The following is a 22,409-nucleotide window of genomic DNA, read 5'->3' as shown; positions in this document are numbered from 1 at the left end:
TCGCATTAATAGCCCACTAGCTATCAACATTTAGCTGAGTAAGCAGGCTATCTAACGTATCAACTAACTGTTGATTTTTATCCGGGTTGAGCGCATCTGGATGCGGCGGTGCAAAGCGCTCTGCATCGTTATCGAAATAAAGGCCAGTGGCATCTTTAAATTCGTCACTTAATGCAGCGCGGCAAAAAATATCGGCGCCTAGTTTTAAGTCGCCACCAGCAAGCCCGTAGGCATCTTTTACCATTTTACTACCTAGTAACGACTTAGGATTTACTGCAACGACTAATGGCCCGTTACCTTTAAGTGCTAAACCTAAGTGACGCGACCACATAGTGATAGCCAATTTGCTTTGCGCGTAAGCTGCGCTATCTGACAGTGGCTTTTTGCCCACTAACGAGTCAAAGTTAACGCTGGTTTGTGCAGCCGATGACACGTTAACCACACGTGATTGCGTGTTCATTACAGGCAGTAACGCTTTAGTAAGCAAATAAGGCGCTAACGTATTAACTGCAAAACGTGCATCTAGCCCATCTACAGTGGTGATATTAGGCAATTTATATACACCGGCGTTATTAATAAGTACATCGAGTGTTTTATTCGCGTTTTGTAAGTCGGCTAACACTGACTGAGCTAATGTGTTTACTTGCGCCATATCGCTTAAATCAGCAATGTAGGTCGCTGTGCTTGCTTGCGGGTAATCAGCGTTTAGGCTTGCTTGTACGGCCTTTAACTTGTCTTGGTTGCGCCCGTGCAATAATACAGTATGCCCTTGCGCTAACAACATTTTAGCGGTCTCTAGGCCAATACCGTCGGTGGCACCGGTTAATAAAATTGTTTTTTTCATGTTGATCAATCCTTCTCTATTAAGACTAGCCCATTGCATTAATGCCAAATTACACAGGCATTAACTCACTGCTATTTTTTTATATTAGCACCCCTTTTAACGACTAATAATTAGTGACTCAGTAGAATCAGTTTATAGAATTAATTGATAAACCTAGGCACCTTTATTAAGTAGGCATAGCACTGTGCCTTTGCTAGGGCGAATTTTAAGCGTTTATTTGAAATAACGAGCAATCATAACTATTGTTTTTAAATTACCTTAATAGTAGTATTTATCATATAAATACACTTTTCGAGAAAACACATGAAAGTTTTAGTTACAGGCGGTATGGGTTATATAGGTAGCCACACATGTATTGCCCTTCATGAGGCAGGCATTACCCCGGTTATTTACGACAACTTATCTAACGCAAGCCCCCGTGTGCTTGATCAACTCGAAAAAATTACCGGTACTCGTTTTGAGTTTATTTTAGGTGACATTCAAGACGAGCAGCAGTTTAAACTTGCCCTTAAACACAGCAAGGCAGAGGCTGTATTTCACTTTGCAGCGCTTAAAGCGGTAGGTGAATCAACCGAGCAACCACTGCGTTATTACCAAAACAATGTGTCAGGCACATTAAGCATGCTACAAAACATGCAAGAGGTAGGCGTAAACCATATTATATTTAGCTCATCAGCCACTGTGTATGGCGAGCCAGATTACCTCCCTATTGATGAAAAGCACCCTATACGCGCTACTAACCCTTACGGTTGGACCAAAGTTATGGTTGAACAAGCCATGCAAGACGTATGTAAGGCTAACAGCAAATTTATGGGTATAGCGCTTCGTTACTTTAACCCAGTAGGTGCTCACCCAAGCGGTTTATTAGGCGAAAGCCCAAATGGTATTCCAAATAATTTAATGCCTTTTATTGCCCAAACTGCGGTAGGCAAACGTGAAGTGGTTAATATTTTTGGTGACGACTACGACACTAAAGATGGCACTGGCGTGCGCGACTATATTCACGTTTTAGATTTAGCTAAAGGCCATGTAGCAGCCTTTATGCAGCACAAAACAGATACTGCCTTTCATGCCTATAACCTAGGCACAGGGCAAGGTTATTCAGTACTTGATATGATCAACGCTTTTAGCGCATCAGCCAATAAAGATATTCCTTATAAAATTGCACCGCGCCGTGCAGGCGATATTGCCTGTAATTACGCCGATGCCACAAAAGCGCAAACCACACTTAACTGGCACGCAGAACTAACACTGAGCGACATGACAAACGATACATGGCGCTGGCAAACTAATTACCCAAGTGGGTTGGAGAGTTAACATGGCTTTATTAGAAAGTACTCACAGACGTAAAAACCCGCTAACGGGGCGTTGGGTATTAGTATCACCGCATCGTAATAATCGCCCGTGGTTAGGCGCAACAGAAGCAGTAAACGAAAGCGTACTGCCAAAACACGATGAAAGCTGCCCACTTTGCCCAGGTAACACCCGTGCAAATGGCGATAGCAATCCAGATTACAAATACACCCATGTATTTAAAAATGACTTTGGCGCTCTGACACCTAATGAAAGCGAGCAAACGCAAAGCTTAGCGTCAGACAGCGATTTATTTATTGCTGATGAAGCAAGTGGCGAATGCCGTGTTATTTGTTTTTCGCCAGAACATAATAAAACGCTGCCAGAGCTTGAGCACGATGCCTTACACGAAGTCGTAAAAACCTGGAAAGACAACTACACAGAACTTGCACAGCACTATGAATGTGTTCAGGTATTTGAAAATAAAGGCGAGATAATGGGTTGCTCGCAACCTCACCCCCATGGCCAAGTATGGGCTCACTCGCACTTATCAACCGAAATAGAAGCCGAAGATACCCAACAGCTTGCTTATTATAAAAAGCATGGCAGCGCAATGCTTGCCGATTACGTGCAAAAAGAGCAAGCAGATAAAACCCGCGTCGTATTTGAAAACGAGCACTGGCTTGTTGTAGTGCCATTTTGGGCAGCATGGCCGTTTGAAACACTGCTTGTAACTAAAGATAACATTCAAAACTTTAGCCAGCTAAACGATGCGCAAACAGACGCCTTAGCACAGGCACTAAAAGTATTAACGACTAAATACGACAACGTATTTAATTGTAGCTTCCCGTATTCTATGGGGTGGCACAATGCCCCCGCTAATCGAGGCTCTGATGAGCAACATTGGCGCTTACATGCTCATTTTTACCCGCCGCTACTTCGCTCTGCTACCGTGAAAAAACACATGGTTGGCTACGAAATGCTAGGCGAAAGCCAGCGCGATTTAAGCGCAGAAACAGCTGCCTCTATTTTACAAGCAGCCAGTACCACACACTACAAAAAAACAGCAGGACACACAGATGACGCTTAACGATTTTAAACAACACTTTTTATCACTGTACGGTGCGCCTGCTCAAGGTATTGCTGCTGCACCTGGGCGTGTAAACCTCATTGGCGAATTTACCGATTACAATGACGGCTTTGTATTTCCGTGCTCGTTAGAGTTTCGTACTCAAGTTATGTTTAAAGAGCGCGACGACAACATAATTACCGTGCATTCGTTAAATTACCCAGGCGAAAAAGACAGCTTTAGTGTTGATGAAGACATCAGTGAAGGACAATCGCAATGGGGCAACTATATTCGTGCCGTGGCATTTGTATTAAAGCGTGCAGGCCACACTTTACGTGGCGCCGATTTACTTATTGACAGTAACTTACCACAAGGCAGTGGTTTATCGTCATCGGCCGCATTAGAAGTAGCCATTGGTGGTATGTTTAACCATATTGCACAACTAGGTTTAAGCGAAGAAAAAATTGCATTACTAGGCCAAGAGGCCGAAAACGACTTTATGCATTGCCAATCGGGCATTATGGATCAGCTTATTTCGGCAAAAGGCGAAAACGGTCATGCCCTTTTAATTGACTGTGAAAACCTAGCCACTGAGTCTGTAAAAGTACCGGATGATTTAAACATTGTTATTGTTAACTCTAACTACCCACGTAAGTTAGTAGATAGCGAATACAACCAACGTCGTGTTGACTGTGAGCAAGCAGCTGCAAAAATGAACGTAGCTACACTTCGTAAAGCCACTATGGCTACGCTTGAAGCAACAAAAGATGCATTAAGCGAAAACGAGTACAAACGTGCACACCACGTAATTAGCGAAAATGAGCGTGTAATTGCAGCAACTAAAGCGCTGCAAAATAACGACATTGATACGCTGCGCGAGCTAATGGCGGCATCGCACCAATCGCTTAAACATTACTTTGAAGTAACCGTGCCAGCGACCGACGGCCTAGTCGAAATTTGTAAAGAAGCCATGGGCGAACGCGGTGCAGTACGTATGACCGGCGGCGGCTTTGGCGGTGCGATTGTATGTTTATGCCGTGATGCAGAAGTCCCCCTTATTAAAGCAGCGGTTGAACAGCACTACTTTGAACGCTTTAACTTAAATGCCGACATTTACGTATGTTCAGCAGGTTCAGGATTACAAATTACGTCTTTTTAAACATCATTAAGGAATAAGCATGGCAAAGGTTAATTGGGGTATTATTGGGTGTGGCAATATTGCTCACACCTTTGCTAAAAGCATTACGCATTGCGCCAATGCTCAGCTTATTGGCGCAGCATCTACAAGCGAGCAGCGCGCAAATGAATTTGCCACACACTATTGTATTAAAGGCTATGAGAGCTACCAAGCTCTTATGCAATGCCCACACATTGACGCCATTTATATTGCCAATACCCACGAGCAACACTTTAAAACCATTGCGCAATGCTTAATGCACAATAAGCATGTACTCAGCGAAAAACCCATTACGGTTAATGCACAGCAACTCACTACCCTTAGCCAGTTAGCCGAGCACCAAAACTGCTTTTTAATGGAAGGTGTATGGATGCGCTTTTTACCTGCCATAGTAAAACTGCAGCAGCTATTAAGTGAGGGCGTAATAGGCAAAGTACACAGTGTGAATGCCAACTTTAGCTTAGCGGGCAACTTTGCTGACTCGCACCGCTTAATGAACCCAGCGACCGCAGGTGGCGCATTGCTTGATTTAGGTATTTACCCTATATCAATTGCCGATGTGGTATTTAATAAAGCCCCTGAGCAAATTAAATCATTAGTACATAAAAGCACAACTGGCGTAGATGAGCGCAGTGTAACCCTTATAAATTACGGCCAAGGGCAATTTGCACAGCTTAGTAGCGCATTACAACAAAGTGGCCCTACCGAAGCCTTTGTTTTAGGGGAGCACGGATATATTCGCATTGCTGACTTTGTCGGTGCGCAGTCGTTAGAGCTTCATTTAAACGCACAACAAGTGCAGCATTTTGATTTTAGCTTTAATGACGATGAAAACTTTAAATTTGAAATTGCTCACGTTAGCGAATGTATTTTACAACAACAAACACAAAGCAATGTATTACCACTGAGTACCAGCCTGCGGGTAATGCACATAATGGATACGCTTCGTGCGCAGTGGCAGCTTAAATACAGTGATAGCGTTGAAACCCATGAGCTAGGTTAATAATAAAAAATACACACAACAAGGATACACAATGACAAGCACACACACTTTAAAGGCGCTTTCAAAAGCCTTGCTGCTAGCGACTGGCTGCTTAACAGCAAGTACTGTTTTTGCAGCTCAAAAAACGCCTGAGCAACTCTACCCACCTTTAACCAGCGAAGTACTTCCTGAGCTTGCTGCTAAAGGGAATTACAGCGTTGGCGTACAAACGCTTGATTTAGTAAATCCCGCACAGTTTGACCCTGCAACCCAAACTCAAAAAGATCGCCCCTTAAAGGTAGAAGTGTGGTACCCGGCAGCAAACAGTGCAAACGCACCCTTAACCAGCTACAGCGACATAACCCGTACAGGTAAAGGGTTTACCTTACAAGCTGATGCCATGCGCGATGTAGCTATAAATAACAAAGAGCACTATCCCGTTATTGTGCTCTCGCACGGGTATACCGGCTATCGTACAATTATGTATTACTTGGGCGAACATTTAGCATCGCACGGATACATTGTGGCAGCCATAGATCATACCGACTCAACCAATGCCGATGTTGATTTTAAAAATGCGCCGTTTTCGGGCTTTTTTAGTACCCTTATTAACCGCTCACGCGATCAGCAATTTGTACTTAACTACTTTAATGAACAAAACAACTTTGCCAGCAAGCAAGTAGATAACAAAAACGCAGGCGTAATTGGTTACTCTATGGGTGGTTTTGGCGCAGTTAATACGATTGGTGGCTGTTATGATTTTAACGAGCAAACTACCGCCATGTTTACCGGTATAAAAGACCCTGCACAAATTAAGCAAGTACAGCAATTACTCAATAGCTGTGCTGGTGGGCAATATAAAAACCCACAAGTAGATACACGCATAAAAGCTATGGTGGCCTTTGCGCCTTGGGGCGGGCAACATAACTTATTTAATGCCAGTGCTATGCAAAACATAAAAGTGCCTTCGCTTTATGTAGCGGGCAGCTTAGACGATATATCCGGCTATGAAGGTATTAAACACCTTTATGACCAAACGGGCAGCAAAGATAAGTACATGCTTACCTACAAAAACGCCCGCCATAATATTGCGCCGCACCCTGCGCCTGCTATTGCCAAACGTAGCAGCGAGTTAGATATAGGCCATTACTACGAGCCATCGTGGTCAATGCGCACCCTAAACGAGACCAACAAACACTTTGTACTTGCTATGATGGATTGCCATGTAAAAGGCATTGCAAGCCAATGTGAATACCTAGACTTACCACAAAACGGCGACCAAGCTATTGTTGATGGTAAGCCACTGCCACAATGGCACGGGTTTGATAATCGTTTTTCTACAGGTATGGATTGGCAACAAGCTAAACCACACACCAAGTAATATTAAGCTTTAAGCGGCTATTTTTATAAATAGCCGCACTCGGACTTAAAATAATGCTGCTATAAACACCTGTTATTTAAAAGAGTTAGCAAATAAAAACAGTATGTTTGTTTTTTAAACGGCTATTTTAAGAAAAAATCGTTGCCATTAATCTTAGTTAAAGGCAATCTAGTCATATATAAGATAAGATAAATAACATAAATATCATGTCCAAATACATACTCTCAATTGATCAAGGAACCACAAGCTCTCGGGCCATCTTGTTTACAAAAGATGCAGACGTTTTTGGTACAGCACAGCAAGAATTTTCGCAGCATTTTCCGCAAAATGGCTGGGTAGAACACGACCCTAACGATATTTGGCAAACCGTGCTAAGTACCAGCCGCAAAGTGCTAGCCGATAAAAACGTAAAGCCTGAAGAAATTATTGCCATTGGTATCACCAACCAACGTGAAACCACCTTAGTGTGGAACAAAAAAACCGGCAAACCAATTTATAACGCCATTGTGTGGCAAGACCGCCGCACCAGCGATTACTGCGAAAGCCTAAGCACTGACGAGCTTTGCCAAACCATAAGTGATAAAACCGGCTTACTGCTAGACCCGTATTTTTCGGCTACTAAAGTACGCTGGATTTTAGACAACGTAGAAGGCGCACGCGAACAAGCCCTTGCAGGCGAACTGGCTTTTGGCACCGTTGATACCTATTTACTTTGGCACCTAACGGGTGGCAAAGAGCACCGTACCGATGCAACTAACGCATCACGCACTATGTTATTTAATATCCATACTCAGCAATGGGATGAAGAGTTACTCGATTTATTCGAAATTCCTGAATCTATGCTGCCGCAAGTAATGGACTCAGCCGACGAATTTGGCTCAACCAGCGACGATATTTTTGGCGCGCCAATACGTGTATGTGGTATTGCCGGCGACCAACAAGCAGCCCTTGTGGGCCACGCATGTTTTGAACAAGGCATGGCGAAAAGCACCTATGGTACGGGCTGTTTTTTAATGCTTAATACCGGCGAAAAAGCGCTTACCTCTGAAAACCGCTTACTGACTACGGTTGCTTATAGATTAAATGGTAAGCCTACTTACGCCATTGAAGGCAGTATTTTTATGGCAGGCGCCACTATGCAGTGGATTGTTGAAGGCCTAAAACTATTAAGCCATGCCGGCGAGAGCGAATCGTTAGTAAAAGATGTACCGCTCGACCATGGGGTATTTTTAGTGCCTTCGTTTACAGGTTTAGGTGCGCCGTATTGGGACCCAAATGCACGGGGCGCTATTTTAGGTTTAACGCGCGACTCAGGCATTAGCACCATTGTGGCTGCGGCGTTGCAATCGGTTGGATATCAAACCAAAGACTTACAAAAAGCAATGGAGCGTGATGGCTTACGCCCAAGTGTGTTAAGGGTTGATGGCGGTATGGTTAAAAATAACTGGGTACTTGCCTTTTTATCAAACATTTTAGGCGCAACCGTAGAGCGCCCAACAGTGACCGAAACCACCTCTTTAGGCGTAGCATACTTAGCAGGCCTACAAACCGGTGTGTATGAGTCAACGGAGCAATTAGCAAAAATGTGGACCTGTGACCGTCGCTTTGAGCCAGTAATGAGCGCTGACGAGCGTAATGATTTATACGCAAAATGGCAGCACTGTGTAGCGCAAGTGCGTTTATCTAGTGACGATTGCCAACAGCAATAAAAACTAGCCGCTAATAAAGTTGGCGGCTTATCAAACATAAACAAAGTCAGCTAAATAGCGCGTTGTACGCTGTATGTTTTAAAAAGATCAGGATTAAAAATTAACACGCAAAAAGCGCGGTTATCTATTGTCAAATAAGAACCGCCGCTTTATGATGTTATATGTCTTATTTATATTACAAATAAAAAGGTTAGCTCGGTGGAATTAGCAGATAACGAATACGACTTACTTGTCGTCGGTGGCGGTGTAAACGGCACTGGAATAGCAGCTGATGCAGCAGGCAGAGGATTAAAGGTGCTTTTGTGCGAACAATCAGACCTTGCCAGTGCAACGTCTTCAAATAGTTCTAAGCTGATCCACGGCGGTTTACGCTACCTTGAGCATTACGAATTTAGATTAGTAAAAGAAGCACTTGCAGAGCGTGAAGTGCTGCTTAAAAATGCCCCGCACATTATGTGGCCGCTCACCTTTAGGCTACCGCACCAATCGCACCTACGCCCAGCATGGATGATCCGCATTGGCTTATTTATGTACGACAACCTAGCTAAGCGCGAAACACTTGCTGGTTCGCGTGGCATTACGTTTGGTGAAAACAGCGTATTAGAACCTTCAATTACAAAAGGGTTTGAATACTCAGATGGCTGGGTTGATGACTCTCGTTTAGTTATTTTAAACGCCCTAGCCGCTCAAGATAAAGGCGCGACCATTGCTACGCAAACCAAGTGTGTCAGTGCAAAACGCATTGATAACCAATGGCAGGTAACGCTTGAGCAACCGCAAACTAAGTCGCAACAGACGATTAAAGCCAAAGGCATTGTAAATGCCGCAGGTCCGTGGGTTGCTAAACTATTTGACGAAGCCCTGATAGAAAAGTCACCTCAAAATATTCGCCTTGTAAAAGGCAGCCACATTGTAGTGCCGCGAATTCACGATGAAAAACAAGCATATATTTTACAAAATAAAGATCAGCGTATTGTGTTTGTTATACCGTTTGAAGATGATTACTCACTGGTAGGCACCACCGATGTTGAACACAAAGGCGCAGCGCAAGATGTGAAAATCAGCAATGAAGAAATCGACTACTTAATTAATATTACTAACAGCTACTTTAAAAACCACATTAAGCGCGAAGACATAGTACATACCTTTTCGGGTGTGCGCCCACTGCTTGATGACGAGTCAGTTAATGCACAAAAAGTAACGCGAGATTACAAGTTAGAGCTATCAAGCGAAGGCAAACACACACCCCTGTTAAGTGTGTTTGGTGGTAAAATTACTACCTACCGTAAACTTGCCGAAGCTGCGGTGAATAAACTTGAAGAGTTTTACCCGCAAATGAGTGCAGCATGGACTAAACACAGCGCACTGCCTGGTGGCGATTTTAGCTCGGTAGAAGCACTCACTAATGAGCTTAAAACGGCTTATAGTTGGTTACCAGAGATCACTCTTAAACGTTTTGTACGTACCTACGGGACTCGTGCAAAATTAATTTTAGGCAATGCAACCCAGCTAAGTGATTTAGGCCAAGACTTTGGCCATGGCTTATTTGCAGCAGAAGTCGATTACTTACTAAACGAAGAATGGGCGGGCAACTCTTACAACATTTTATGGCGCAGAAGTAAATTAGGCCTGCGTTTTAATGACGCGCAAGTGGCCACGCTTAATCATTATATTGCGCAAAACCAAGGGGCTAAAACAGCCTGACAGCAGGCTACAGCCAATTTCCCCCTTACTTAATTTAAGAACTAGCCCCCAATAATTGCACAATCAATATTAGGGGCTTTTTTATATTTACTTGGTTTTATTACTATTAAATAAGTAGTTAAAACCACTTAACGTAGCCTCTTTCACGTCAAACTCTAAACATTGCACACCAATGCAATTTAACGCATGGGTAAAACAGGTATTTAGTTGCTCTGTGCCAATAACCACCACTTTAGAGTTATTCACTAATTGCCATTCGCTGGCATGGCGTGCTGCGCGTACATCACTACCTATTAACACGCCCGACAAATACGCCTTGGCTTGCACGGGGGTTAGCTCTTTTGAAAGCTGGCGCGTACGGACACTAAAAATACCATGCGCCAAATTACCGCTGTCACTGCCTAGGGTAAGTTCACAACCTTGCTCAAAGGCATGCCAATCAAACTCCCCTGCCTCACAATCGTTAGGAATAAGTACACTTTGATGGCATAGCAAGTCGTATAATTCGCCCGTCATTGCGGTTTTAAAACAGATAATATGGCCATCTTTTAACAGCACCCATTTAGTATGGGTACCGGGTAAACAAATGAGTACCTCACCGTGCTGATAGGTCGGATTTTGTTTTAAAAACCCTAAAATTTGCAGTTCTTCGCCGCGCATTACATCAAATAAATTGTTTTTTAATGTACACTTTGTGCCAGGCAAGGCACTGACTTTATTACCTGCGCAATCAAAGTTAATTGCGCCACTGAGTAGGCTTTCGGGGTTTATAGGGCACGCCAAATAAGGGGTCTCTTTCCAGCCAATACTTGAGGTGATTTGCCCAGCCATATAAATAGGTAAAACGCCGTATTCACTGGTCCATGGTGCAACGACACCAATTAAAGTGTGTTCAAAATTTTGTTTATCTCTAATCACACCTGGGCCGTCGCGCTGAGCAATTAGCGTTAATTGCCCTGTGGTATTTACGCTGCATAAATAAGCGCGTAAATGACTCGTGCCCCAATCTACGGCTATAAAAAGGTTTAAGTGCTGCAACTTAGAGCCTCCCACCGTCAATTTTAATGCCTTGACCTGTGATCATACTGCTTTCGTCGGCAGCTAAAAAAAGTGCCAAGTTAGCCACATCTTCAGGGGTTACTAACTTTTTAAGTGCCATGGCTTCCATCCACTTCACTTGCTCTTCTTTAGTAAACCAACTGGCTAATTGGCGGTCGGTGGCAACCCAACCCGGCAAGATAGCATTTACTCTTATGCCAAACTCACCATAATCGCGAGCAAGTGCCTTAGTCATGCCGATTAAGCCAGCCTTTGCTGTAACATAACCCGCCATTTGCGGCTGCCCCATAATGGCATTGATAGAGCTAAAATTAATAATACTCCCCGCGCCTTCGCTTTTCATAAAAGACATAGCAACTTGCGAGGCAAAAAACGCCGGATTTAAGTTAATTTGTAGGCATTGGTCCCAATCTTGGACAGTAACATCTTCACTGGCTTGGCGGCGGTCGTTGGCTACATTGTTTACCAGAACATTGATAGCCCCTAGTTCAGCGCATGCATCTACCAAAGATTGCTGCAAAGCATTTGAGTCGGTAACATCAACCTGTCTAAACCATAATTTAGCGTTAGGCAATGAGGCAATAAGAGATTGAGCAGCGTCGTTATTAATATCTATAAAGGCTATTTTGGCAGACTGAGCGGCAAATGCTTTTACCATTGCTCGGCCAATGCCTGAAGCCCCCCCAGTAATAAAAACAACTTTGCCAGAAATACTGGGGTACTGAGCGTGATTATTCAAATGCGTTTCTCCATAATACAAACTGCTTCTCTTAGTACTTATAATTATTTGCTAAAGAGATTACTATTACAGCTGTGTTAAAATACTTGCCTTTAGCAAAGTTTATAACATATCCTTTCGTACATTAATATGATATATGATATATAATAAAGCAATAACTCACTCGGATACCGCTCAATGAAAAGCCAACCTCGTCAAAACTTAACACAACAATTAACCCATGATTTAGGCTTTGCAATTGTGCGTGGCGTATACCCAGTTAACGAAGGCCTGCCCTCAGAAGCTGACCTATGCGTAAAATACGATGTGAGTCGCAGTGCCACGCGCGAAGCCGTCAAAATGCTCTCTGCTAAGGGTTTAATATCTTCTCGCCCTAAGCAAGGTATTCGCGTACTGCCAGAAAGCAGCTGGAATATGTTTGACACCGACGTATTACGCTGGATTTTAAGCAGTAAACCGTCACTTTCTTTATTAAAAGAGTTTACACAAGTACGTGTAGCACTTGAGCCACAAGCTGCCGCCTTAGCTGCTGAAAATGCCAACGCCGAACAACTTGCTGAAATAGACAACGCACTTGCCCGTATGGCCGATGCAGATCAAGGCTTAGATGACCCATTAGAGGCAGATATTGCTTTTCATACTAGTATTTTAGTGGCCAGTAATAACCGTTTTTTTGTGCAGTTAACAGAATTTATTAGCACCGCGCTACGTGTAAGTATTCGCTATACCAATCATATTAAAGGTGTGCCAGGGGCGGACGTTGCAAAACACGCTGACATTTTAGATACGATTAAATCGCGTAACCCAGAGCGCGCTAAACAAGCAGTAGAAACCATTTTAGAAGAAGCGCTTGAGCTGATTGAATCTAAACTCGATTAATAATTTTTCGAGTAATTAAAAAGGGAGCTAATGAGCTCCCTTTTTGCTGCTTGCTATACTTTAGTAAGCTCAAAAATAAGCGATGTTTGCGGGAATGAAATTGGCATTTGTAGGCCAAATTCCATCAGCGCTTCACCGGTAAATGTTTGTCCGTTAACAGCGGCAATAGACGAAGGTCGGTATTCTTCAAATTTAACAGGCCACACTAAATTAAGTGTGTACTGCGTATCTGCATCTAAACCAACAAAACGAAGCTTATTAGGCGCAGTGCGCGGTGTTTCGCGTACACTGTTATATGCAAATAACGCTTTTGATTTTTGCTCGTCGATTAAACCAAAGTTAATTGATAAATCGTCGCTATCGAGGCGATACAAATCGGCTGCATGAATAAAGTCACGGTGCTCTTTGTGTAGCGCAATAGCCGCTTTAAGCGCATTGTATTCATGATCGGTCAGTTCCCGTGGGTCCATTTCAATACCCATGTGGCCAAACAGTGATACCGCAGCACGCATTTCAATACTGACATTACGCCCTGTGATATGACAATCACGCGGTCCTACGTGTGCACCCATAACCGACGATGGAAAGAAGAAAGAACAACCACGTTGAATTTCAAGACGGTCAAGTGCATCGTTAGAATCTGACGTCCATACACGGTCTGTGTGTGCAAGCACGCCGTAATCTACACGGGCACCGCCTGATGAGCAGCTTTCAATTTCAAGGCCTGGGTGCGCCGCTTTAATGCGGTCAATTAAACGATACAGTGCCAGTGTTTGCTGATGCACTGCAGGCTTGCCTGAGAAGTTACCCGCGTGGTTAATATCGCGGTTCATATCCCATTTAATGTACTTAATTGTTGGGTATTCAACTAAAATGTCATCAATCGCTTTGTATAGGTATTCAACAACCTCTGTACGCGTTAAATCAAGCACCAGCTGGTTTCTAAAGCTAAGTTGTTCGTTATTTTCTGAGCCTAATACCCAATCAGGATGAGCGCGGTATAAGTCACTGTCAGGGTTTACCATTTCAGGTTCAAACCAAATACCAAACTCCATGCCTAAACTGTTTACATGATCAATCACTGGCGATAGGCCGTCTGGATAAATTTCGTAATCTACTGTCCAATCACCTAAGCCTGCATAATCACCACGGCGGCCTTTAAACCAACCGTCGTCTAGTACAAAACGCTCCACACCTAATGGCGCTACTTTGTCGGCTAATTGCTTTAGCGTGTCTACATCGTGGTCAAAATAAATGCCTTCCCACGTGTTGTAATGCACAGGGCGTGTTTTTTCGCGCTGTGCTTGGCTAAGTAAGTTAGCTTTAACAAAACGATGAAAATTACGCGACAGTGCAGTAAAGCCGTCGCTCGAAAACGAGCCATAAATACTTGGGCTTTGATACGTTTGGCCTTTGGCAAGGGTAAGCTCGCCAGGTAATAATAACTCGCCCATTTGCACATAACGGCGCCCTTCAGGTAGTAGCTCTGCACGTAGCTTATTGTTACCGCTCCAACCTAAATGAAAGCCGTAACACTCACCTTGTTGCTCGCCTGCGCCTTCAGCGTGTACTAGTAAACCAGGGAATACATCGTGCGAGGTTTTACCTTTACGGTTTTCGCGAACAAAGCTGCCTAGCACTAAATCAACCGATTGGCGTTGAAATTCGTTAGACCAACGCCCTTCAAAGCTCACTAGCTTGTTCATGCTATCGGGTAATTGGAACGTGGGTGCGGCGCAAAAATTAACGCTTAACGGTGCATCACTTAAATTAGTTAAAACCGTGTGCGCACTTAGTACATCGGTGTGGCTATCAAGCGTTATACTGTGCACAACTTCAATACCGCGAAGCTCATCTACGCTTACAAACTCAAGGGTTGACGCACAAGGCTGACGAACTTCTTGAAGCTTTGGCCCAACTGACCAAGCAATTGTGTCGTTGCTCAACTCTAAACCGGGTGCACCAGTAAAACCTTCACCTAATAGCGGAGAAAGAGAAATAGGTGCTTCTTCAACCACGGCACATTTTACTTCCTGACGAGTCGCAAGCTGAGTTAGCATTGTTTCAGTTGTTTGCTCAGATAAACGCTTACCAAAATAAAGTAACGCTGGGGTTTTGCTCTGGCAGTCGAAAATAACGGTGCAGTTTGCGCTGTCTAATCGAAAGAATGGTTTAATATCAGCCATGATTCTCCTGTCCTCTTTAATGAAGATGAGTTTAATACGCGAGTACATTATTTGTGTGCTTACTCGCCGCTTACTGCATCAAATTGCAGTCAGTGATTTTAAAATAATAGTATATATCATACAAATTACTTTTAGATAGTGTTTACACTGTAATTTAGCCAATATTATTACTGGCTGTACCAGTAATTAAATTAAACTGAGGTTAAAAAATTTAACAACACCTTCAGCAATATTTATTTAGCAGACTTTCAGCCAGGGCAATTTTGTAATATCTCTACGTAGTTAGCGCTCAAAGTCGCAACGAGTGATAGGTGGATTTTCTACGTGTAGTGTAGGTTAATTTAATAAATAAAAATCGGCCTAAGTTACCTTAGGCCGATTTAGTAATGTGTTAACTGGCTAATAAAAAGTAATTTAACTTTTTACTGCTGGTTATTTTGGTGCGTGCACTTGGGGCGTATCTTCAATAACGGGAGATTTACCTGACCACTGTGCATTTAAACCAAATACCACTTTATTAACGGTTAGTGCAAAGGCTACACAAACAATAAGTGTAATTGGCATTAAGTGAATATAGTGTAGTTCCGTATGTAGCGGCGAGTTTTCAAATGTCAGCATGCCATACATAACCACACCTAAAATAACCGCGGCAATACCTGCACGCGCATCCACATTTTTAAACAATAAGCCCACGACAAAAATTGAGAATATAGGCATACTTAATAAGCCGTTTAACTGTTGTAGTAAGTTAATAATGCTGTCGGCTTGCTGGTAAATAGGCACAAGCACAAGCGTTAAACTAGTAAGTAACAACGTAACGTAGCCACTTAGCTTTACTACACTTGGTTCTTTATTAAAGTATGCTTCGTGAATATCACACACATATAATGCAGTTGCAGAGTTTAATAAGCTGTTATAAGTAGAAAGCACTGCTGCTGCCATTGCTGCAGCAAACACACCCGTTAACCATGCGGGCATTACGTCTCCTACAATTCGGCCATAAGCTGCATCGCCAATGTCGCCATACAGTTTGTACGAAATAATACCCGGTAACACCACAATTGCCGGAACAATTAAAAAGCGAATACCCGCTGCTGCAAATATCCCTTTTTGCGCTTCTTTAACGTTTGGCGCAGCCATCGCACGCTGGGTAATGGTTTGGTTAGTTCCCCAGTAATACATTTGAATAAAGATCATACCGGTTAAAAGCGTAGGCCATGGGATTGGCGAGTCAGCGTCACCAATAAGTGTTAAGCGCTCTTGTGGAATGTCGCTAAAGTCGTAATCAATCGCATTAAGCGCTAAAAATACAACCAGTATTGCCATACCTAACACTAATAAACCATTATAAGTATCTGATACAGCAACCGCGCGTAAGCCTCCAAAAAATGCATAAATAGCGCCTACCAATGCAAATGCGGTCGCTATGTACATTAGCGGAATATCAACTTTAAACATGGTTTGCATAAATAGCGCACCAGAATATATAACCGCAGGCATGTAAATTAGCGCGTTACCTAAAAAGAATAAGCCACCAATAACAGCACGAATATGCTTATTGTTGTAGCGTTTTTCTAACAGCTCTGTGGTGGTTGTACAGTTGTACTTGTAATAAACAGGAATAAATACTTTGGCTAAAATAATAAGCCCTAAAATAGCCGCTAATTCCCACCACACGAGCAAAGCCATTTGATTGCCATTCATGCCCACCAGCTGGTCGGTACTTAAATTTGTGAGCGTAATTGAACCTGCAACAAACATCCAAGTAAGGCCACCGCCTGCTAAAAAATACTCTTTTGTTTGATTATCACCACTATTACGGTTTTGGCCTCGGCACTTCCAATATGTAAGCCCACCAATTAAGGCGGTTACAAAGAAAAAAACCACCAACTGCAAAATGTTGTCTGACATGTGTGTGTCTCCAGCGCGTTAAACGCAATGTCTGTCTATGTGAACGTATTAGCCTATGAAGGCTAAATAATAAATTGCACCTTACAGTGCGTGAGCATCTCGACTTAGTTCTAACTTAATTTGTTTTAATGGCATAAGTTCAGGATGCTGGTTATGACGCTTTACTAACGCATTTAACTGAAACAACGAAATAAGCATGCTGTTAAGTACGCTTAGGTAACCTTGTTTGTGTAAATTGGCAATGGTATCGCTGTCTAAAGTTTGCAGTTTATCTTCATCAACAGTGCTCAAACCTTGAATAGTTTGCGCCTCGCCTTGTTCAAACTGCAAAACAATATCTATGTTTTTGATAAGCCCTAAACGGGCAATTTCTTGGGTAAATTGATACGTTTGGTAATCATTTTTTAAATCGTTTTCTAGTAGCTTTTGCTGCGCACTTAAATACAGGCTTGGGTTGCCTTTGGCATCAAATAACGGCTCGCCTTGCTGCGTGTTAACGGCTGAGCTTTGCTCATCAATAGCAATAAAGTAATCACTGCTATTTGCCTCACGAGTGAGTAAATAAAGCGGCTGGGCTTGCATGCACACAGGCGTATAAAGCGCTTGCCAGTGATTGTTACTCACAAATAAACTTTGCCCAGCCCTAAAGCTGGTTAAGCCCGAAATAGTGTAGCTGCCGTTGTGTGCATTACGCGCTAAAAAAATAGGTAAATCGCAGGCAGCTTTTGCTACTTCGTTTGCACGTAGATTGACTAAATGCTGTGTTTTTGCGTATTCAACACCCGCATTAGGGTTAATTTTTATTGCTTGGTGTTGAGTATTTGATAGTTCACTAATTGCCATAGTTACACATCCTTAAACTGGGTTAGCCGCAAGCCACTGCTCAATATAAGCACGGTGAGGCGGCAACGTTTGCAACATCTGCTGTGTAAGCTGGCTGTTACGTTCAATTATTTGGTTTGCTTGCGCATCGTTTGAGTACAAATACGCTTGCTTAGTAAAGTCAGGCTTAAAGCCCATACCGTATAAAACATACTGGTAACTGGCGGCAGGAAATAGCTCTAATGCGCCATGAAAATCTTGAATAAGTGGGCCACGTGCGCCCCAAAGCAATAAGTCTTCTTGTAAGCTTTGCGGAATGCTTTGCGGTTGTACGTGCGCTTGCCAATAAGGCTCTGGGCGCTTAGTTAGCATGTAATGTAGTTTTAAAAAGTCGATAATACGCTGCCAGCGATAATCCATTTGTTCATTAAAGCGCTTTGCAACTATGGGCATTACTTGGGTATCGGCTGGCATATGCTCTGCAACAAAGCGAGAGGAAATTTCAACTAACATAATGGCGGTTGCCTCAAGCGGCTCTACAAACCCTGCCGACATCCCCACTGCAACACAGTTTTTGTGCCAAAACTTTTCTCTGTAACCCGACTCAAAATTTATTTTTCGGGCGGTTAAACCTTTAGCGGCATCACCTAAATAGTTACGTAAGTTTTGTTCGGCTTCTTCATCTGATAAAAACTTGCTTGAATATACATGCCCTACACCACGGCGATGCGTTAGGCCTATATCCCAAATCCACCCAGCATTTTGTGCGGTGGCAATGGTATGACTTGCCAGTGACTCATCGCCTTCTTCATAGGGGACTTGCATAGCTAGGGCGCTGTCGTTAAATAATACGTGGTCCATTTTTTTAAATGGCACGTTAAGGGCTTGGCCTAATAACAGCGATGAAAAACCCGTGCAATCTATGTATAAATCGGCGTTTATGGTGCGGGTTTGATCTTTTAAGGTAAGGGTGTTTATAGCCCCGCTTTCATCAAGCTTTACCTGTTCAACGGTGCCAATAATATGCTCAATGCCTAGTTTGCTCTTACAATGTTGCTTTAATAGTTCCGCAAAGGCACCGGCATCTAAATGATATGCATAATTACAATTAGCTTGATACTCACCTTGTGCAATGCCTCTTGGCGCTAAGTTTGCTTCGCAAATATCGTGCTGAAAATTAGTTTGCTGGGCAAAGTTTTCAACATTATCTAAATAGGGGGCTAAATCTATACGGCCGTAGCCTAGCGGTACCGTAAAGGGATGGTAGTAAAAATCGTTGTTGCCATGTGTCCAGTTTACAAATTTTCCGCCTTGTTTAAAGGTGGCATTACAGGCTTTAAATACGTCCACTTCTCGCAAACCAATTTGCTGAAGCGTGTTTTTCATCGTGGGCCAGGTACCTTCACCTACACCAATTGTTGGAATATCAGATGATTCTACCAACATCACTTTTAAGCCATCACCCTTATTACCTTGGTGATACGAAGCGATAATTGCAGCGCTCAGCCATCCTGCTGTACCGCCACCAATTACGGCGATTGTTTTTATTGCTTTATTCATAACGGACTACTCTTTGAGTACTTTATTGATAACCGATTAGACAACAAATGCCCTTTCGGGCATTTGTTTAAATTAGTCTCATTTTGTGCAAATTAGCTACTAACTTTATTAGTAACAGTACTTATTATGCACTGCAATGAAAACTAAGAGGCTATCGCTGCCTCTGCTATCAATTAAAACGTACCGCGAATACCAAACGCGTAACGTGAGCCATTATCTTCTACAGAGTAGATTTGATTAGCAAAACGGCCCGTTTGCACTAGCTCTTCTTCAGTAATGTTGATGCCTTCGGCAAAAATAGTGAAGTTTTCGTTGATGTCGTAGCTTGCACTAATATCCCATTGACCGTACGTTTCTACGTTCACTGGTTCGCCGTTAAAGCCGTTATCAACTAAGCGTAAAAAGCCTTCACGGTTGTTAAATGCAACACGTGCCTGCCAATTATCTTGCTCGTAAAACAATACTAAGTTTTGCGAATCACCTAAGCCTTCAAGGGCAAATGTTTGTGAAGTATCAGAGCCAACACTAATGTCGCTATCTACTACTGTGGCATTAGCAATAAAACCAAAGCCGTTTTCAAACATATGAGTTACACCGATTTCGTAACCCGTTACCGTTGCAGACTCACCATTTTGCGGGCGGCTCACAGTGTAAACTTCTGAGCTACCGTTAAGCTCGGCATCGGTTTGGTCAGTACAGGTTGTACACGCAAAATCAGGGCCTGTACGGTCAGTCATGTCGTATGTTTCGTCGCCGGTTAGGGTAACAATAAAGTCATCCACTTCTTTACTAAATACGGCAAAGCTAAATAAGTTAGCATCGTTGTAATACCACTCGTAAGAGATATCCCAGTTTTCAGACTGGAACGGCTTAAGAGCTGGGTTACCACCACTTGCTGTTAAGTTTTGACGACGAGGCTCGTTAAACGTGGTCGCAGGTGATAACTGTGACATAGTAGGACGAGTAATACTGTCGTACGCTGCAAAGCGTAAAATCATGTTGTCTTGCAGTTCAAGCTTAACGTTAAACGACGGAAGTAAGTTTGAGTAACTTGTCCCTTCTTTAATGTCTGTTGCCGGGCCAAATACATTTTGGAATAAAGTGGCATCAGAGGTAGGAATAACATCACTGATAAAACTTTGTACAGCAGCTACTTCAATATCTGTTTCTGAGTAACGTGCACCCATGTTAACTGTTACTGGCATATCAGCTAGGTCAAAACCAATGGTAAAGTCCATGTAAAGGCTAGTGATATCTTCGTTAATTGTGTAACGGTTATTTTGTAGTGTTGGCTCAACAGGGAAACCCTGATCAGCTAGGTAATCAAGCATTTTGTCGCCGTCGTAGCTATAAAATGTATCGATCAAACCTGGGAAGTAGTTACTTGCTGAATACGCTTCAAAATCAATTTCATCAAGTGGTGCTTCAGTGCCGTAACCACAAAATTGACATTGGCTACCAAAAATTTGGAAGCTTGATTTTTCACGTTCTTGACGATATGCACCAAAGTTAATGCGATCAACTGGGCCTTTATCTGGTACGTACTCAAAATCGGCTTTAATTTCGGTAATTTCATCTTCATCAGTAAACTGGTTACCAATTTCGTTGTAGTGAAGACGCGCAAGGCTTGCATCTGGCAGCGAGCCATTTTCAAAGCCATCATGCTGTACGGTAGGAACGCTACCGGTGCCATCAAAGCTGTAGCTGTTAATAATACCCACTACGTTAAAGCGGTCGTTACCTGCACGGTCGTTTTCAGCTGTTGAGCGAGACACGTCAAATTTTGCTTTTAATGACTCGTTTACTTGCCAGTCAACGTTAACGCCAAACGCTTTGTTAGTTACATCACGCGAGTTACGTGTGTGCGATACAAAGTCGGTTGCTGGGTTGCCACTGGCGTTACCTAAACCTACTTCTTGCGTAAAGGTAAGTAAGGTGCCCGTTTCTGGGTCGATTGTTGCGCTACCGACGCGGTCTGGTTCAAACCAAGACGCTAAATCGCGCACTGATGAGTCCACTTCAAATTTTGAAATTAAACCATCTACGGTAATAGTAATATCATCAGACGGTGCATATTGTAATACTAAGCTTGCATTGGTACGTTCGCGGTCTTGCTCATCTACAACTTGGTCCCAGTTACGTGGGATGTATGCATTGTCGTATAACACGCCATCTTGTGGGTTTGAAATTGTTTGTCCACCACGCCAACCCGCCGTTAAAATTTGGTTGTTTTGCAGCTTACGTTGTTGGTTAGTGATGGCAAAAAGCACACCAAGCTTGTCGTCGTTAAACGTATTACTTACTAAAAATGAAGCCGATGGAGATACTTCTTCAGAAAGGCTTTCGTACATACCTTTTACTGAACCAATTACGTGTAAGCCACCAAAATCGAATGGACGGGCTGTGGTTACGTTAACCGTCCCCCCAATGCCACCTTCTTGAAGCGTTGCACTGTTACTTTTATAAATATCTGCACCGGTGATTTGATCTGCTGCTAATACATCAAAGTTAAATTCACGACCCGCGCTGTCTGTTGCAATTTGACGACCATTTACAAGGACCGTATTAAATTGTGGACCAAAACCACGAATGGTTACTGCTTGCCCTTCACCACCACTACGGTCAATGGCTACACCTGTGATACGTTGCAAAGACTCTGCGACGTTTAAATCAGGAAATTTACCAAGATCTTCTGCTTTAATCCCATCGGTTACAACATTAGATGCTTTTTTATCTAACATTGATGAACGTAAGCTGCTGCGAATACCCGTTACTGCGATAACCTCAACATCTTTATCTACTGTCGGTGTGTCGCCTTCAGCGCCTTGAGCTGCAACGTTACCGCTTGCCAATATGCCTGTAATAGCAATACTGAGTGCGGTTTTCTTGTTGAACGATAACTTATTGTTAATTATCATTTTTTAAAAACTCCTGATTGTGTGTAGTCATTTTGTTGTTGTGCGGTGTGTATAGCTTCAAATACTATTTATAATATAAATACTTTAAATTGAGGAAAAGTGCAACCTTTTCCTTAATTATGGCTATCTTTTTGTTACGTGTATTTTTCTTTTTGTTTTCTTTAATTTAACAGTGG

16 protein-coding genes are annotated in these 22,409 nt (G+C 42.9%); 8 read left to right on the top strand and 8 right to left on the bottom strand.

Annotation, left to right across the window (positions count from 1 at the left end):
* Nucleotides 1-16: 16 nt before the first annotated feature.
* Nucleotides 17-844 carry an SDR family NAD(P)-dependent oxidoreductase gene (locus tag AN393_RS07445; protein ID WP_055015608.1) on the bottom strand — a complete coding sequence of 276 codons (828 nt, stop codon included), beginning with the start codon at nt 842-844 and terminating at the stop codon, nt 17-19.
* Nucleotides 845-1,147: 303 nt separating this feature from the next.
* Between AN393_RS07445 and galE the strand changes: the two genes are divergently transcribed.
* From galE to glpD, 7 genes are all read left to right on the top strand, one after another.
* Nucleotides 1,148-2,161 carry a UDP-glucose 4-epimerase GalE gene (gene galE, locus AN393_RS07440; RefSeq protein ID WP_055015609.1) on the top strand — a complete coding sequence of 338 codons (1,014 nt, stop codon included), beginning with the start codon at nt 1,148-1,150 and terminating at the stop codon, nt 2,159-2,161.
* 1 nt (nt 2,162) lies between these two features.
* Nucleotides 2,163-3,227 carry a UDP-glucose--hexose-1-phosphate uridylyltransferase gene (locus tag AN393_RS07435; RefSeq protein WP_055015610.1) on the top strand — a complete coding sequence of 355 codons (1,065 nt, stop codon included), beginning with the start codon at nt 2,163-2,165 and terminating at the stop codon, nt 3,225-3,227.
* Entirely contained in the window at nt 3,217-4,365 is a 1,149-nt protein-coding gene (gene galK, locus AN393_RS07430; protein WP_055015611.1) for a galactokinase, read from the top strand. The genes AN393_RS07435 and galK overlap by 11 nt, the downstream gene beginning before the upstream one ends.
* A 19-nt stretch (nt 4,366-4,384) precedes the next feature.
* Nucleotides 4,385-5,386 (top strand): Gfo/Idh/MocA family protein, encoded by a 1,002-nt coding sequence (locus AN393_RS07425; RefSeq protein WP_055015612.1) that lies wholly within the window; start codon nt 4,385-4,387, stop codon nt 5,384-5,386.
* A gap of 31 nt (nt 5,387-5,417) precedes the next feature.
* Nucleotides 5,418-6,746 (top strand): dienelactone hydrolase family protein, encoded by a 1,329-nt coding sequence (locus tag AN393_RS07420; protein ID WP_055017741.1) that lies wholly within the window; start codon nt 5,418-5,420, stop codon nt 6,744-6,746.
* A gap of 206 nt (nt 6,747-6,952) precedes the next feature.
* Complete coding sequence (glpK, locus tag AN393_RS07415) at nt 6,953-8,455, top strand: glycerol kinase GlpK (RefSeq protein WP_055017740.1); 1,503 nt, start codon at nt 6,953-6,955, stop codon at nt 8,453-8,455.
* 198 nt (nt 8,456-8,653) lie between these two features.
* Nucleotides 8,654-10,159, top strand: a complete 1,506-nt coding sequence (glpD, locus tag AN393_RS07410; protein WP_055017739.1) for a glycerol-3-phosphate dehydrogenase — start codon at nt 8,654-8,656, stop codon at nt 10,157-10,159.
* Nucleotides 10,160-10,246: 87 nt separating this feature from the next.
* Here the strand turns inward: glpD and AN393_RS07405 are convergent, their stop codons facing one another.
* On the bottom strand, nt 10,247-11,197 hold the full coding sequence (locus AN393_RS07405) for a 2-dehydro-3-deoxygalactonokinase (RefSeq protein WP_055015616.1): 951 nt from the start codon (nt 11,195-11,197) through the stop codon (nt 10,247-10,249).
* Nucleotide 11,198: 1 nt separating this feature from the next.
* Complete coding sequence (locus tag AN393_RS07400; protein WP_055015617.1) at nt 11,199-11,957, bottom strand: SDR family NAD(P)-dependent oxidoreductase; 759 nt, start codon at nt 11,955-11,957, stop codon at nt 11,199-11,201.
* A gap of 177 nt (nt 11,958-12,134) precedes the next feature.
* Between AN393_RS07400 and AN393_RS07395 the strand changes: the two genes are divergently transcribed.
* Nucleotides 12,135-12,836 carry a FadR/GntR family transcriptional regulator gene (locus AN393_RS07395; RefSeq protein ID WP_055015618.1) on the top strand — a complete coding sequence of 234 codons (702 nt, stop codon included), beginning with the start codon at nt 12,135-12,137 and terminating at the stop codon, nt 12,834-12,836.
* Between the two features lie 53 nt (nt 12,837-12,889).
* Here the strand turns inward: AN393_RS07395 and AN393_RS07390 are convergent, their stop codons facing one another.
* The 5 genes from AN393_RS07390 to AN393_RS07370 all read right to left on the bottom strand — a co-directional run bounded on the left by AN393_RS07390 (nt 12,890) and on the right by AN393_RS07370 (nt 22,233).
* On the bottom strand, nt 12,890-15,022 hold the full coding sequence (locus AN393_RS07390) for an alpha-galactosidase (RefSeq protein WP_055017738.1): 2,133 nt from the start codon (nt 15,020-15,022) through the stop codon (nt 12,890-12,892).
* Nucleotides 15,023-15,454: 432 nt separating this feature from the next.
* A complete protein-coding gene (locus AN393_RS07385) occupies nt 15,455-16,933 on the bottom strand; it encodes an SLC5 family protein (protein WP_055015620.1) in 1,479 nt (492 codons plus the stop codon).
* Nucleotides 16,934-17,014: 81 nt separating this feature from the next.
* Nucleotides 17,015-17,776 carry a SapC family protein gene (locus AN393_RS07380; protein ID WP_055017737.1) on the bottom strand — a complete coding sequence of 254 codons (762 nt, stop codon included), beginning with the start codon at nt 17,774-17,776 and terminating at the stop codon, nt 17,015-17,017.
* 12 nt (nt 17,777-17,788) lie between these two features.
* Nucleotides 17,789-19,315: a tryptophan halogenase family protein gene (locus AN393_RS07375; protein WP_055015622.1), complete on the bottom strand. Its 1,527-nt coding sequence runs from the start codon at nt 19,313-19,315 to the stop codon at nt 17,789-17,791.
* A gap of 173 nt (nt 19,316-19,488) precedes the next feature.
* Nucleotides 19,489-22,233, bottom strand: a complete 2,745-nt coding sequence (locus tag AN393_RS07370) for a TonB-dependent receptor (protein WP_055015623.1) — start codon at nt 22,231-22,233, stop codon at nt 19,489-19,491.
* Nucleotides 22,234-22,409 lie beyond the last annotated feature (176 nt).

Origin of the sequence: Pseudoalteromonas sp. P1-25, assembly GCF_001401805.1 — a bacterium.
In the GTDB taxonomy this organism is placed as follows: domain Bacteria; phylum Pseudomonadota; class Gammaproteobacteria; order Enterobacterales; family Alteromonadaceae; genus Pseudoalteromonas.
This window is presented reverse-complemented; position numbering and strand designations above follow the sequence as displayed.